Origin of the sequence: Brucella pseudogrignonensis (assembly GCF_031454375.1) — a bacterium.
Classification (GTDB): domain Bacteria; phylum Pseudomonadota; class Alphaproteobacteria; order Rhizobiales; family Rhizobiaceae; genus Brucella; species Brucella pseudogrignonensis_A.
Genome location: NZ_JAVDQT010000004.1, coordinates 309806 through 325720, shown reverse-complemented (window position 1 = coordinate 325720; position 15915 = coordinate 309806). Strand labels below are relative to the sequence as shown.

Sequence of the window (15915 nt, the reverse complement as noted above, 5' to 3'; positions counted from 1 at the left end):
ATAATATTATTATCGAAAACCATATAACAACCACGCAGACAATTTGCATGATTGTTATATGTATGCCTATAGAACCCCTGGACTATGATCAATGCTACCAGCGGAAGCTTGAAGACACCATAACCTCTCTGCCATCTCCGTAGAGACACTTTGCAAATTCGCAAACTGCATATTCTTTATTGAAGAGGTTTGTGGCATTCAACGACAAGGTAATGTTTTTACTCACTTCATAACGAACCATTGCATCTACAAGCGTATAACCCGGAATTGGTTTATCTATTCCCGACGCGCGAGTTGTCCCCGTGTATCGGATGCCACTTCCAACAGACAGGCCATCTATGCCCAACTGCGCCATATCATAAGTCATCCAGAGAGCAGCCTGATGATAGGGAGTATTTTCACTGCGCTGGCCAAGTTGCAAAAGTTCTTCGCTCTTGGTGATGCGGGCATCTGTATAAGAATACGAGCTTACCATCGTCAGGTAATCAGTCAGCTCCGCTTTGGCCTCAAGCTCCAATCCGCGCGCGCGCCTCTGACCGATCTGTGTGAGGTCTCCTGCAAGTGTACGGGTGACGATATTGTCCTGCTTGAGCTGATAGACGGCTCCACTGAACAGCATATTGGTGCCTAGCGGCTGATAACGAATACCGACTTCAATCTGTTCTCCTGTCGTAGGTGAGAAATTCATATCTTCGACATATTCAGTCACGGCGACCGGGAAGAAGGATTGCGCATAACTGACATAGGGAGCCAGTCCATTCTCAGCTTCGTAAACGACCCCAGCGCGCCACGTTGTCTTCTCAGACTTACGACTGATCGACTGGTTGTTAGCGTGATAGCTGAAATTCTGATCGGCCCAGTCATGTCTTATGCCAAGCAATACGTTCCAGCGTTCATCAAACGTAATTTTATCCTGAAGATAGATACCGTGCTGTATCGTTTCTGTTTTACCACCACGATTACGCGACGGATCGCGATTGACTGTGAAATTAGCACCATAGACTGGATTGTTCAGATCGATTGACGGAGCAGCTGCGCGGAAATTATCTGAATCATACGTTGTGTCGTAAAAGTCATAACCGACGAGCAATGAATGTGAGAGCGGGCCTGTCTCGACATCGAAAGCAACATTCATATCATGTGTAAGGCCCTTCGCACGATCATGACGGTCGCTGTATTGACGAGCCAGTATGCCTGTCTGTGCGACCTGATTAACCGCGGCGGCGCTCGTCTGGGCCATCATATAACGCCAGTCCAGATCGGATTCGTAATAGCGCGACTTTGCTGAGAACTTAACATCATTGTCGAAGCGATGGGTAAACTCGTAACCCAATGCGCCCATATCACTTTTCATCCGATCATAGTCCGGCTCACCGATAAATGTATCGCGACCGAGAATGAAGGGACCATTACCGATACCTTCCACAATCTCATAAGGAAGTGCGGCAGGAAAACGCGTGCTGCTTTTCTGATAAAAACCGAGCACAGTTAGCGATGTGTCTTCATCCGGCTTCCACTCGACGGCTGGCGCGACATAGATACGATCATCAGTGATATAATCAACATCGGTGTCGCTGTCGCGACCAAGAAACGTTAAACGATAAGACAATGTATCAGTTATGGCATCGCTGAAGTCCGCCGTCACCTGTTTACGATTATGAAGCCCGCCCTGTACGGAAACCTCACGCAAAGGCTCCGGAGTCGGACGTTTGCTTACGCCGTTTACGAAGCCACCCGGCGAGAGCTGGCCATAAAGAACAGAAGCCGCACCGCGTACAACATCGACGCGTTCGAGGCCAAACGGTTCCTGTGTGCCATCATATGAATTATTTTGGAGCCTCATACCGTCGCGCAGCAAACCGCCGGTTCCTGGCTCAACATCGAAACCACGAATGCGAAATCTGTCAGCAACCCGTGAGAATGGGCCCGGCTGCGCTGTGAAGCTTGGGGTATAGGCCAGTACGTCAGCGAGGGTTTGTGCCTCGCGGTCCTTTATTTCGGTCGCAGAAACCACCGAAACAGACTGCGGTGTGAGCACGATAGGGGTATCTGATTTGGTGCCACTGCTGCTAACTTTGGCTACATAACCTTTAACAGGCTCAGTTGAGCGGTCATTGTCCTGAACGACAATCGTTTGCAGATTAATTCCAGCATCTGCGTCCTGTGCTGAAAGATTACCGACCGATAGCGCCATCATGGCACAGGCAAGCGGAATGCTATATGGCAATGACGAAACATAGGGCAGCCCGCCGATACTTGATTTCAGATAGTTTACCGGCATAGCCATTCCCCAACTTCAATGCATGATTACAAGAAAGCTGGAACAGCCATCGAATAACATGACAATTACGATCAACAAAGATAAGCCTTGGCTATCATGTGATTCACTTTGAATAAATCAAGAAAGTGTCACAACACACTTATTGCAGCGCCTTCGCAGCCCTACCGATGCTATGACGCGATCGGAAGAGCCCAGTGACTGCCGCTTCTGACAATGGGACAAGGAATTAATGGTCATGATAGAAATAAGAGGATTAAACGTCTATCGTGGCTCTCAGCACATTCTCCATGATATTGATTTGAATATTCTTTCCGGCCATTTCACGGCTCTGATCGGGCCAAACGGCTCTGGCAAATCAACTCTTCTGGGCAGCATGGCAACCACCGTTGCGATACAAAGCGGCCATATGAAACTTAGTTCAAAGCAGCTGTCGTCCTATTCTAGACGTGAGTTGGCACAGCAAATGGCCTTTCTGCCGCAGCATGTGCATACGCCAGCGGGAATGAATGTTCGTGAATTGCTTGCGCAGGGACGCTTCCCCTGGAGAAGCTGGTTGGGTGGCTGGTCCAGACGAGATGAGGATGCTGTTACACGCGCTGTAGAATTATGCGGCATCGAACAACTTCTTGATCGTCCCTTGCAAAACCTCTCAGGAGGGCAGCTACAACGCGCTTGGATCGCAATGACACTGGTTCAGGACACACCAATTATACTGCTCGACGAACCCACGACCTTTCTGGATGTTGCAAACCAGTTAAGCCTTCTCGACCTGCTTTCAGTATTGCGCGATGCAGGACGCACAGTGGTTGCAATATTGCATGACCTCAATCAGGCCGCGCGCTATGCAGATCAACTGGTTATGCTGAAAAATGGGCGGGTCGTGGCGAAAGGAAACACACAGCAGGTCTTCACTGCGCCCAATATTGATAGCGTCTTTTCGGTCCGTTCGAGAATGGTGGATGACCCTGAGACAGGCATTGCCGTGTGCATTGCCTCATCATCTGCTTAATGGGTACCTCCGTGTCGGCATATTGGCGTATTTTCCAGTTCTCCATTCTTTCTGTGCTGCTTATTGTGGCTGCTATTCTGCATCTGAAACTTGGTGCGCGTCAGCTTGACTGGAGCACGGTTTGGCAAACGCTTGTTGCCTATGTTCCAGCCAATCCTTTGCACAGCATCATAATCGAAATGCGAATGCCCAGATTGATGGGTGCTGTGATTGTGGGTGCAGCGCTTGGTCTTGCAGGTGCACTGATGCAGGCTGTAAGCGAAAATCCACTTGCAGATCCCGGGCTTATGGGCGTGAACAGCGGCGCAGCTTTCTTCGTGGTAATCGGATTGCTGGTGTTTCCGGGTAATACGCTTGCCATGATCCCACTCTTAGCCTTCGCTGGTGCTATTGTTGCAGCGGGTTTTGTGCTTCTTAACACTGGAACTGATCCCAATCCGGTTCGTCTTGTTTTATCAGGCGTGATGGTTGCAGCCCTGTTCAGTGCTTTAACCTCAATGGTTCTTTTGCTGGATCAACAAGGACTTGAGAGCTTAAGGCGCTGGCTTGTCGGTTCGCTTGCTTTCGATAGTTCACAAGCGCGGTGGCAGACCTTTCCGTTCATCATGGTGGGGGGATGCATTGCAATCGCAAATATCCCTGCGCTCAATCTGCACCGCTTAGGCGCCCAATCGGCAGCACTGATGGGATTGAATGTATTGCGAATGCGCCTTTCATCCCTTCTGGCGATCGTGCTTCTGGCTGGGTCATCCGTCGCAATCGCAGGACCTATAGGATTTGTCGGCCTCGTCGCGCCGCATATCGGGCGTATTATCTTTGGCAACGATTATCGGTTCATCGTGCCAGCAAGCCCTCTGATTGGCGCATTGCTAATTGTCGTGAGTGACATTATCTCCCGTACTGCTGTCAGTCCGTTGGAAATCAATACTGGTATTGTGACTGCCATCGTCGGCGGTCCCATTTTCATTGCTCTCGTATTGGGCAAGGTAAAATGATGAAAGCGCGAACAACCGCCACCAAGCAGACCTACAAGCGTTTCTCCCATGGCCGAATAATTCTACTGGGTATAATGGCCTTGCTTGCGGGAATAGCATTGCTGGCGATGACGCTTGGTAGCTATCCGGTTACACCTGCCGAAATTGCTCTGGCTTTTTTAGCACCTGATAGAGCTGATAATGCAATATGGAGTATTGTTGTCGACACGCGCCTTCCGCGGATATTACTCGCGATCTTTTCAGGCATGGCTATGGCTCTTGCAGGTGTTATACTACAAGTGCTCACACGCAATTCACTTGCTGCACCTGGGTTGGTGGGTGTCGAGGCCGGCGCGGGATTAACTGTGCTTGCTGCACTCATTCTCTGGCCTGCTGCACTTGCTGTGGAACTTTATCCACTTGCCGCTTTGGTTGGTGGATTGCTGGTAGCACTCTTCGTGATTGCACTATCATGGAACAAAGGGGTTTCGCCCCTGCGCCTCCTTCTGGTTGGAGTTGGTGTCACAGCCATCCTCAGCGCAATTTCAGATTTGCTGATTACTTATGGTCGTATCGATCATGTGGAATCGGCTTTGCTCTGGATTGCCGGTAGTTTGCACAAGACGGGATGGGAGAATGTGCGCGGTCAGACTTTGTGGCTGCTGCTTGCTGGTATTCCAGTGATGCTGCTTTTCCGTCAGTTTGATTTGTTTCAACTTGGCAACGCCGTTGCGGGTACGCGCGGCCTGAATGTCATGCGTTTTCAGATCATATCACTTTTGCTCAGTGTGACGCTCACCGCTTCAGCTGTCGCCAATGTGGGCACGATGAGCTTCATTGGTCTTTTAGCTCCTCATGCGGCAAGACTTCTTGTTGGAGAAAAACACCGACTGCTTTTGCCACTGGCTGCCTTAATGGGCGCTTGCATTGTTCTCATCAGTGACACAATAGGCCGTACAGTTTTTGCCCCGCTTCAAATTCCTGCCGGGCTCGTGGTGGCCGTAATTGGTGCGCCCTATCTTCTTTATCTGCTGTCGCGCAAAGGAACCACCCGATGATCAAGATAGCATCAGCGTTGCTTATTCTAATATGCAGTTTCGGATTCGTCGGCTTTTCTCATGCAGGGGAAAAACGAACATTCTCCAACAGATTTGGCTCAGTACAAGTGCCAGTCAGGCCCCACTGCGTGGTGTCTTTGCACGATTTTAGTCTGACAACACAGTTACTTGAACTAGGGGTCACGCCTTGCGGATCATCCGGCCGCAAGCGGTTGTTCACAGATACAATTTATAGAGGCGCATCGCAAAGATACGATACGTCGGATATTCAATATGTCGGAACTCATCAGGCACCAGATATCGAAACAATTGCCGCATTAAAGCCTGACCTCATCGTGGGGCTATCCTATCATGCAGCACTGCGCGATAAGCTTTCGGCCATTGCACCGGTAGTGCTTCTACCGCTGCGCGAAGAAGGTATCCGTTCTTATGCAGAGCAACTGGCTGATCTGGTGGGCAAACGCCACCGCTATGATGAACTCAACCACGAATATCAAGATGTCGTCAGCGAATTCGGGAAACGCGTAAAGAACCCTGCTTCAATTACCGTGACACCTATTGAAATTTACCGGGATGGTTTTCGGATAATCGGGAGGGGTGGCATGGAGCAGGTGATAGACGATTTTGGTCTTGGCCACGTTCCCGCTTATGAGAATAGCTCGAGCGATATACCCTATAGCTTGGAACGCCTTTCCGACTTTGATAGTGACATCATCATCGACACCTATGAAGAAATGCTGGATGAAGAAGCCGAGACACGCGCCTTTCGCTCGACTGTCCAGTGGCGCAATCTGTTTGCTGTGCGCAATCGACAATTTTTGTACTTCAACCGCAGTCGCTATGGCGAAACGATGGAAGGTTTGATTGGATCTGCGACTTTGCTTTTATCACATATCGGCGAGCGGGAAATCCTTCGGCAAAAATCGCAATAGGTAGTCTTTACACTAGCGGCGTAATTGAAACTGCACTCCAGCGACCAACCTGTTCAGTCGGGCAGTCAGTCTTCAGGGTGTCACAACGCGTATTGATGTCGAACGTATCTAACCTTAGCCGAATGAGCAGTCGTTGAGATGTCGTAGAGGCAATAACCTCAGCGTCTTCCCCGGCATCGCTGCTAGATTTATTTTCAAAAGTAATTTTTTCCCGCACTCCACTGTCGCTCCAAAACGTCAGAGCTGCGTGTTCAGCCACCTGCTCAAGGGCATCAAGTTCTGGGTTTCCCCTGTAAGCCGGAAGGTATGGAATACCCTTGCCAAGACAAGACAGGAAATCCGGTACATCTTGTGGTTCGAGACGGCCATATCTAGCGCGATGCGGTAATACGAGAAGTGAAGCAGCAAAGCGGCAGCCCCCAAGATGCGTTGACTGAAGAACCCTGAAATTTGTTGGGTCGGCATAATCACGCAAAGCTTTCCAAGTCGCAAAGCCGTAACGAGCGCAGCAAGGGTCCTGTTTTCCATCTGTGCAGCACAGGATTGTAATGCGCTCATCGGGCTCTCCGGCAAGTTTCCCTCCCGCTGCCAGCATAAGCAATTGTTCGGACAAAATTTCAGGCGTTGCCGAACGCAGAATAAGATTGTCACATGACAAAGCAATTTCATCGCCCTCCACGAGAGCGACATGAATTCCAGCCTGATTAGCAGCAATGATTGCCGCTGCGAGCTGCGCAGACATGCCGAAAGCGTTTGTTCTTGGCACACGCCAGTGCCGACGCGGCCAATGCAACAGCACATAGCGTCTGGCGGCAACCCCAGCGCCCGGCATAGGCTCGCCACGCTCCAGGCAAACGTCACGACAAAATTTATGAGAGCTCATACTTGGTCAATTGTTTATAGCGATGCCGCATTAGCGAAGCTGATGTTAATGGAATGACTATCCAACACTATATGCTTCGATAATGACATAGAAAATATTAAACTCGGCATTCATTCTGCAAACTGCCAACAGCCCTTTGAAACTATCGCATTACACGTACCAATCTGTTGAAGCAGTCTGCGTCTTCCACATGGATGCATAGCGACCGGAGTTTGATAAAAGCTGCGCTTGCGTACCCTGTTCTTTCAATTGGCCGTCTTCAATGACAACAATTTTGTCGGCAGCGACAATTGTCGAGAGCCGATGCGCTATAACAATCACAGTGCGCTCGCGCACCAATGCATCAATTGCCGATTGCACCGCCACTTCGCTTTCTGTGTCCAACGCAGCCGTTGGCTCATCGAGAATAACAATCGGCGCATTCTTCAGCATTGCTCTGGCGATGCTTATACGCTGGCGCTCCCCGCCGGACAGACGCCCGCCTAAGGAGCCAACCTGCGTTTGATAGCCGTCTGGCAAACGGCTGACAAATTCATGGCAATGTGCAGCACGTGCTGCTGCCTCCACATCTTTATCGCTCGCATCCGGACGCGCCATACGAATATTGTTGAGGATCGTATCGTCAAACAAATATACGTCCTGAAAAACCACAGAGATGAGCTGATTTAGATTGTCCGGGTCGATCGATTTAACATCGACACCACCAATCTTTACCGAACCATGATCGGCATCGGCCTGCCGCATCATCAGTCGCGTTATCGTTGTCTTGCCTGAACCGGATGGGCCAACCAGAGCCGTCAGGCTTTTTTCTGCAAATGTAAGCGTGATATTTTCAAGCACGGAACTCCCGCCAACCGCTTCATAACCAAAGGATACATTATCAAACTCGATTGCATAGTTTTGCGGAGTTTGGGGAGGCAGTTGTTGCGGCAAAGGTTTGATATCGAGAAGCGCCTCGATTTTCCCCAATGCCGTTTCCATCAGGTCAATGATGAGTGTCATCAAAATGACTGTACTCAGCGGCTCAGCAAACCGAACCACAATAATAGTTATAGCTGCGAGCAGCCCAACCTGTAGCAAATTATACGTCACAAGCCATGCGCCTATGACCACGACCAGAAGCAAGCCAATTTCCATGGCGGTCGCAATCATCAGATTAGGCTTTGTACCTTTACGCTGCCCGTAAGCCTGCACATTCTCCAGATGCTCAATGCTGGCATTGAGACGCAGTGCCCTGTCGCCAACCGCGCCTGCCGTGCGCAACACGTGTAGCCCTTGCGCATATTCTAGCATTTCAGCGCTTGCCTGTTCTGTAGCATCAGCCAATGCCCTCATTCCACGTCCGAATGCAGGCCGGCGCCATCGATAAAACGGAATGAGAACAGGAAAGATCACCAGCAAAAGCAATCCCATCCGCCAATCGAAAAACAAAGTAGCAATGGCAACCACAAACGGCGTGATAACGGCGGTTGCAATCTGATTGCCAATCGTCAACACGTAGGTGAGGTTTTCATCCACATTGCCCAGCAATGTCGCATTGACCTCGCCCGCTCGTTTATCCTGCAATGTCAGCAGCGGGATTTTGCGCAGTTGCAAACCAAGCTCTGAGCGCAACTCATGCGTATTGCGCACCATTTCGCCGTTATAATCAAAGCTCTGCGCCTTCCAGCGCACAATAGTGCTTGCAATCATCAATAGAGCCATCACCAAGAGCCATGGCACAATTCCCTTCCAAGTGGCATTGGCCGTCAGCGATATAAATACCGGCATGATGCAGGCAAATGCCAGTCCCTGAAGTGCAGCGGCCAGACCTAGCCCGATTAAGCTTCGGCGTAATCCATTCGCGCGACTACGCGCAGCACGCATCAACTGCTGCCATGTCACGCGGAGAGATGTGGTTCCGGTTTCTGTCGCCATCACATCGTTTCTCCTGTCAAACGCCAGTCGCGCGCACGCTCATAATGGCTCCATAACCGCGCATAAACCCCACTTTTGGCTACAAGTTCATCGTGCTTACCGCACTCTTCCAGACGCCCGCGATCAAAAACAAGGATCTGGTCAGCGTGACGAATGGTTGACAGCCGATGAGCAACCATAAGCACAGTTTTACCCTTCATCAGATAAGCGAGAGCTTTAACGATTGCGGCCTCGTTTTCGGCATCGGCAAAAGCTGTTGCTTCATCCAGAACAAGGATCGGCCTGTTCTGCAGGATTGCTCTCGCAATCGTAATTCTTTGTCGCTGGCCGCCAGATAGAAAAATGCCGCGTTCGCCGCAAAGCGTCTGATAGCCAGCCGGAAACGACATAATAAATTCGTGCGCCTGCGCAGCTTTGGCCGCCTCAATAACATCATCCAAAGAGGCATCTGGCATGCCAATAGTGATGTTCTCAGCAATCGTACCTGAAAATAAAAAAGTATCCTGAAACACGAGCGCTACCTGTTGCATCAGGCTCTCAGTCGGAATGAGACGCAGATCGGCTCCGCCAATCAGAATTTGGCCCTCGCTCGTATCCCAAAAGCGAGCAACCAAGCGGGCAACTGTTGTCTTGCCTGCACCGGACGGACCAACAAGGGCGGTTATCGTATCCGGTTTTGCTATAAATGAAATATCGTGAAGCACGTTCGGCTGGTCAGCCTTATAGCGGAACCCCACATTTTTAAATTCGATGCCGGAATTCGACGGGAGCTGTGCGTCTTTAATCTCAACTTCTTTCAATACGGGTGTCTCAAGCACCTGTTGAATACGCTGAACACTCATTTGCGTGCGCGAAATCAGATGTTTCAAAGACATAAGAGGTAATAATGCCTCAGCCATTCCAGTACAGATCAGGAGCACTGCAACAAGTGCCGCAAGGCTTAACCCATCGTTCAAAAACAGCCACACACCAAACCACAACACAACGGTGACTGTCGGCATCGGGTTAAGAATTGCCATCGAAAAGCGTGCTGAAAAGCCTGCTTTTTGATACCATTGCAAAACGATTTCAAGATAGTTTTCGAGAGCTTTTTGGTAGCGTCCAAATGTAGCCGTACCACTGTCAAAGCTGCGTACGACTGGCATCGCCTGGACATATTCAACGACCGAAATACTCACTTGCTCACGCGCCAGATTAAACCGGTGCATCATCTCGTGGCTATTACTCATGGTTTTTGCAATCACGCCAAACCCAAAGACAAGAACGGCAGTTGCAACCAGCCCAAGACGCCAATCAAGAATGAAAAGCACTACAAATGAAACAAGCGGCGAAACATAGGACCGTGCATAAAGTGGCGTGCTGTCAGCTACAAAGGCATGCAGTGCTTTAACATCGTCCATCATAATTTTGGCAAGCGCAGCCGGTCCGGTATCTTCGACATATCCGAGCGGCACTTTGGCGAGATGCGCTGCAAGTTTTCGGCGCAGCAAAGTTTCAAGGCGGAAGGCCGCATAATGCGACTGATTAAAGGAAAAGAGCTTAAACACATAAGAAAGCGCGACGGACAATGTCGCAATTCCCATCGCCACCCAAGGGAACTGATCAGACTGGCTAAACAATGATTGCAAAGCCCATGCGAGTGCAATCAGACCGAGAACCGTAAAAGCCGATGCAAAGGCAGACAACACCATCGCAAAGCGAATTTTTCCAACAACCGGATGCAATATCGACCACACGCTTGGCGGCTTCACTTCACTATCTATCTTGGACATCAAACTCGCTCTGTCTTTTGGGAAACATTTTGATCTGACTTCATCAGATCCTTTTGAAGGCTCGATTGTTTGGTCGACGCGCGTGCTCAGCTTTTACGCGAAAGCATGAGTAGGCCTGCTTTTGGAGCATCCATTATTTCGCTTGTCTCGAGACCCGCAGCTAATGCCATATCGGAAAGCATCGTTCGGCTATAGAACTGCATGGATTGCGCCATCCGGCCAAAATATCCGCCAATGTCGTCGCGCATTTCCGGCGGCGCTGTCACCAGTGCGAGAATACCGTCTGGTTTTAACACTCGCGCCATTTCGCGTAATGCCCCTTCCGGATCAGGAAAGAAGAAAAACGCATTCAGGCAATAGATCTTGTCTGCACTGGCTGTTTGTAGCGGCAGTTGCAACGCATCCGCCTGAACAACATTGAGACGCCCCGCCCGAACTGCGGCATGATTTAATTTGGCTGTCGCATCAACCATTGCCTGACTATGATCGACTGCAACAGCCCGGCAACCCGTCATCAATGCCCTGCGCATGAAGACGCCACCGCCGCAACCAACTTCGACAATTGTATCATCGACATCAGGTGCAGCTTTTGCCAGCACAAGATCAAAGCCCGGCTTGTGTGCGAGCGGAAACCTGTAAAGCAGGCGTCCTAACAGGCCGTGCGGTTTACGCGCAATGCGATCAACCAGTTTATCAGCGAAATCGCTCATCTTAGGCGCCTGTTGCATCTTCATGCAGTGGCATGAGAGCCGCAGGAGAAAGCCTGCTTCTCACCAACCGGGCAACAACAAGAATGAGTAGCCCTCCGCAGGCAACCGCAAGAAACATCGTACTGTAGCCAAGAAGTGATGCCAGCCAGACAACAATTCCTGCAAATAGCATTTCGCCTGTTACATTGACACTCTGCAACAATGTAACGTCTGTTCCCGCCTGCTTACCTGAACCGCCGAATGACATATTCAAAGTTGCGGCGCAAACTGCGATAATCCCGCTGCCGATATTCAGCCAAAGCGTTGCGATGGCTACAGTCATCCAGTTAACTGGTAGCGATCCGAGCGCCAGAAGCCCCCATGTGCCAAGCCCAACCATCACCACAAAAACCCCGATGGTCAGCCCTGTCCAGAGCTTGCGTGAAGCAAGCCAGCTACCTGCCGGGCTGCCCAATACAATGAGTACCAAACCACCAAGTGTTGCCACCAAACCCGCTTCCTGATTGCTCCAGCCAAGATCAACCAGAAACAGTTTCGTGATGCTCATCCCGCCCGCATGCGCACTGCCGTAGAGAAATGCCAGCAGTAATAGTGGCCAAATGCCCTGGCGACGGAAGCAATCCGAAAGGCGTGCTTTGCCTTGCGTAGCAATGTGGCTTGCTTGCGGTTCTTCCTTCCACAGCAAGACCAGTATGATCGTTGCCAGCGGAATGAGTGAAAGCAAAAGAAGCAAATATTGCTGGCCGAGTGTGTCGATGAGAAGCAGTGCGCCACCGCCGCCAACCATGAACCCTGCCATCATACCGCCAATTTGGAGCGCATTGGCACGGCTTAATGCGCCTGCACGCAGACGTTCAGCAGCCAGCCCGTCGGTTGCGGTATCTTGTGTTGCGCTTGCAAGCATGCCGACACTCATGATGACGATCATCAGCACGGCGTTTGCGGATGTGGCAGGCACAAACGCCAGCAACACCATGGCAATCAGCAAAAGCGTTTGCATTGTCAGCAACCAGCTGCGCCTGCGCCCGAGCGTGGCACTCCAGCAATTATCGACCATTGGTGCCCAGAATATCTTAAGTATCCATGGTAACCCTGCCAGAGGCACAAATGCCAGTAACTCCAGGGACACGCCGTTCTGACGCATGATGACGGGGAATGCTTCCATCGCCATGCCCATCGGAATGCCTTGCGAGAAATACAAGGCACCAATGAGGATCAGCAAAAAATGATCACTGCGTTGTTTCGCGACCGGATCAGCCTGCACCTTCATCGAAACGTCAGTCATAAAGCTTACCACTTCGCCGCAAGGGTCAGTCCATAAGAGCGTCCCTGTGCTGCAACGCCCATATCGGTGCCCGAATAGCTGAAATAGTTCTTCAGATAGGTCTCATCCGTGAGGTTTTTACCCCACAATGTTGCACTCCACCAATCTTTGGAAAGACCAATATGCGCATCAACGAGGTTCGTCGGCTTCTGACGGTAATTATTGGATGAAGTAAACGAGTAAGAACTGCGATAGCTATAATCAATGCCAGCATTCATGTTCCAATTGTTTTGGAATTCATGACTCCAGCGCAGACCGGCATTAAAACTATGTTCAGGAGCAAAGGGCAGCGGATTCCCTGAATAATTTTCTCCCATGACCTCATCAACAAAGTCGTCATACTCTGCATCGGTATAACCATAGCTACCCGACAAGGATAGCGCATGGGTGATCGCCCATGTACCTTCCAGCTCGAAGCCTTTGGAGGTCGCAGCCGCAGCATTGCGATACACGCGTGTTACCGGCGTGGTGTAGATTACAGCCTGCTGGTCTTTCCAGTCGATGTAGAAGGCGCTGGCAGCAAGAGTGACCTGGCCATCGAGAATTGTCGTCTTTGCGCCAATCTCGTAGCTGGTCGTGGTTTCAGGATCATAACTGTTAGCGGAGCCATTCGCTTCAATATAAGGGCTGATACCACCGGCCTTATAACCGCGACTGATCTTCGCATAAACAATGTTGCCTTCAGAGAAATGCCATGTGGCACTGGCTTCTGGCGAGAAGTTTGTGAACGAAACGTTGTCGTCAGCATAGCCAGGATAGCCGAACATGTAGGTGCCGCTAGGGGTGCTGATTTCCGAGCTGGTGCTCTTGCGATCATGCGTGATGCGTCCGCCCACCGAAAGCTCAAGCTTAGGCATGACGTAGTACGACACTTCACCAAAGGCCGAGTACGTATCTGTCTTCTGTTCAAAGACGTCGCGGCTCAACAGATCACGCGGCAAAGAAGCAAGATCGAAATACTGAGTCCCATCAAATTTTTCATGCATGTAGAAAAGACCGCCAGTCCAGCGCAGTGGCCCGTCATCATTGGAGGACAAACGGACCTCCTGACTGAACTGACGCTGTCTCTCGACCTGACCCTGAACAAGATATGGAGTGGTCGTAAAATCACCGTCGAGGAACTGCGAAAAATCATGCCCGCGTACAGCGGTAATCGATGTCAGCTCATAATCACCTAAGTCGTGGTCGATCCGAGCCGATATGCCACCGGACTTTGTACTGGTTTCAGGATCGAAATCGTGCTCAGCTTTACCGTCAAATGCGAGATCGACAGGCGCGTACCATAGACCTCCATCACTTTTGTCGCGTGAGAAGTCAGCTACAACTTTTAATCGGGTGCTCTCATTCAAACTCCCGGCGACGGTAAAACGACCGGTAAAGTAATTGAGATCGCCAACGTCCTCACCATTATAAAGATTGCTGATGTAACCATCCCGGCCAGACCATGCCGCTGCACCACGAACAGCCAGACCTGTTCCCTCTATCGGAGTTTCAAAGGCAGCTTTTATCCGCTTTTCACTTTCGCTGCCGTAAGTCACCGACATTTCCGCGCCGGGCTTATCGCCGGGCAGGCGTGACAGCAGGTTAACTGCGCCGCCAATGGTGTTCTTTCCATAAAGAACTGATTGAGAGCCGCGAACAATCTCAACGCGCTCCAAATCATCAAGGAGAACCGGGAAACCAAGCGGACGCGCGACAAAAACATCGTCGAGGAACAATCCAACAGCTGGCGAACGGTCGACACCACCGGAAATCCCCAGCGAGCCGACGCCCCGAATTGAGAGTGGGCCGCCCTGACCATTATAATTCACGTTTGGCGCTCTGAATGCCGCATCTTCCAATGTGGTGACATCACCCGGAACCAGCTGATCTTGCTGGATAACCGAAACAGATACAGGCGCATCCTGTATTTTTTCTTCGCGGCGTCGTGCTGTTACTGTGATGGGATCGAGGACAATCGTATCTTCTTTGACTTGCTGCGCGGCATTTTCCTGCGCTGCTGCACCATCAACCAAAAGAATAAATCCAAGCGTTGCCAGCAGGCAGTTGGAAAGCAGGAAATTTACGCGCTTCTTAATCATGAGTTTAGTCCCCAAGTTTTAGAAGCTCTGTTTGCGATAGCTGAACCCTGAGAACAAGGGCCTGTAGTTTAGGGATCGCGTCAAAGTCTTTAGGGATCGCGCATCAATTGCTGAATTGGTTACGCAAAACCCTTGCGTCCTGTCACCTGCGTCGGCGAGATGCCAAACCGCTTGCGAAATTCCGTGGCAAAATGAGCCGGATGATAACCCATATTATGGGCAACGCGCGATATCGAAGTCTCGCCGGACTCCAGCAGACTGCGTGCTTCTTCGAGACGTCGGGATTTTACAAAGGAATAAACTGGTGCGTCAAACAGATCAACAAACCCAGCGCCCAGTTTGCGGGCATTCGTGCCCACCATTCTCGCTAGTTCCGTAACAGTAGGCGGATTTGCCAGATCCGACATCAGAATAGAGCGCGCTGCATGGAAACATTCTATATCCCGTGCCGTCCATCGCGCATGTTCACGCTCATCCGTCACGCCATCATTCGATACCAGATGCGAGATGAATTCCAGCGCTTTACCCGTCATATACAATTTGCGGGGCGCACCGCGCAGAGGACAGCTCAACATTTGCCATGAGATTCCGTTGAGCGCTGCAGTTCCACAATTCTGCGTATTTTTAGCTGCAGCAACAATTGCAGAAACAGCTTCCGATCCGAGGCCACTTTCCGCCTGATCAGGGTCTATCTGGATAAAAACGGCGCTCAACGTGCCACTCACGAGAGAGCAATGGTTGGTCTCAACAATCTTTTCACTATTGAAGACAGCTGTTTGTCCCTTCTGCCAAACTCTGCGCCCTAACTGATCCTGCTCGACTTCAACATGCCCCGCCGCAATCGCGCCCATCCAGATGCCTGGATCCATAACCGAGCGCCATGCTTGCCCACTCTTAACGGGCATGCTGTCGATAAGGATCTTCAATCCGGCTGCTTCGATTATTTCCACGATGGTGCCTCGAGTTTTTGCACC

The 15915-nt window shown here is 50.7% G+C and carries 12 protein-coding genes; 4 read left to right on the top strand and 8 right to left on the bottom strand.

Features of this window, described 5'->3' with window-relative positions; genetic code table 11:
* Window positions 1–94: 94 nt before the first annotated feature.
* Window positions 95–2281 carry a TonB-dependent siderophore receptor gene (locus J2782_RS14695; protein ID WP_310013841.1) on the bottom strand — a complete coding sequence of 729 codons (2187 nt, stop codon included), beginning with the start codon at window positions 2279–2281 and terminating at the stop codon, window positions 95–97.
* A gap of 235 nt (window positions 2282–2516) precedes the next feature.
* Between J2782_RS14695 and J2782_RS14690 the strand changes: the two genes are divergently transcribed.
* From J2782_RS14690 to J2782_RS14675, 4 genes are all read left to right on the top strand, one after another.
* Entirely contained in the window at window positions 2517–3290 is a 774-nt protein-coding gene (locus tag J2782_RS14690; RefSeq protein WP_310013840.1) for an ABC transporter ATP-binding protein, read from the top strand.
* A gap of 11 nt (window positions 3291–3301) precedes the next feature.
* Complete coding sequence (locus tag J2782_RS14685) at window positions 3302–4285, top strand: FecCD family ABC transporter permease (protein ID WP_310013838.1); 984 nt, start codon at window positions 3302–3304, stop codon at window positions 4283–4285.
* On the top strand, window positions 4282–5322 hold the full coding sequence (locus J2782_RS14680) for a FecCD family ABC transporter permease (RefSeq protein ID WP_310013836.1): 1041 nt from the start codon (window positions 4282–4284) through the stop codon (window positions 5320–5322). Before J2782_RS14685 ends, J2782_RS14680 begins: the two co-directional genes overlap by 4 nt.
* 128 nt (window positions 5323–5450) lie before the next feature.
* Window positions 5451–6254, top strand: a complete 804-nt coding sequence (locus J2782_RS14675; protein WP_310013834.1) for an ABC transporter substrate-binding protein — start codon at window positions 5451–5453, stop codon at window positions 6252–6254.
* Window positions 6255–6261: 7 nt separating this feature from the next.
* Here the strand turns inward: J2782_RS14675 and J2782_RS14670 are convergent, their stop codons facing one another.
* From J2782_RS14670 to J2782_RS14640, 7 genes are all read right to left on the bottom strand, one after another.
* Window positions 6262–7086 carry a sucrase ferredoxin gene (locus tag J2782_RS14670; protein ID WP_310013832.1) on the bottom strand — a complete coding sequence of 275 codons (825 nt, stop codon included), beginning with the start codon at window positions 7084–7086 and terminating at the stop codon, window positions 6262–6264.
* 201 nt (window positions 7087–7287) lie between these two features.
* On the bottom strand, window positions 7288–9054 hold the full coding sequence (locus tag J2782_RS14665) for an ABC transporter ATP-binding protein (protein ID WP_310013830.1): 1767 nt from the start codon (window positions 9052–9054) through the stop codon (window positions 7288–7290).
* Entirely contained in the window at window positions 9054–10826 is a 1773-nt protein-coding gene (locus tag J2782_RS14660; protein WP_310013829.1) for an ABC transporter ATP-binding protein, read from the bottom strand. The genes J2782_RS14665 and J2782_RS14660 overlap by 1 nt, the downstream gene beginning before the upstream one ends.
* Window positions 10827–10912: 86 nt before the next feature.
* A complete protein-coding gene (locus tag J2782_RS14655) occupies window positions 10913–11536 on the bottom strand; it encodes a class I SAM-dependent methyltransferase (RefSeq protein ID WP_310013827.1) in 624 nt (207 codons plus the stop codon).
* A 1-nt stretch (window position 11537) separates the two neighbouring features.
* A complete protein-coding gene (locus J2782_RS14650) occupies window positions 11538–12821 on the bottom strand; it encodes an MFS transporter (RefSeq protein ID WP_310013825.1) in 1284 nt (427 codons plus the stop codon).
* A gap of 5 nt (window positions 12822–12826) precedes the next feature.
* Window positions 12827–14941: a TonB-dependent receptor gene (locus J2782_RS14645; RefSeq protein ID WP_310013824.1), complete on the bottom strand. Its 2115-nt coding sequence runs from the start codon at window positions 14939–14941 to the stop codon at window positions 12827–12829.
* A gap of 119 nt (window positions 14942–15060) precedes the next feature.
* Window positions 15061–15891, bottom strand: coding sequence for a helix-turn-helix transcriptional regulator (locus J2782_RS14640; protein WP_310013822.1), 831 nt, complete (start codon window positions 15889–15891; stop codon window positions 15061–15063).
* Between the last annotated feature and the right edge of the window lie 24 nt (window positions 15892–15915).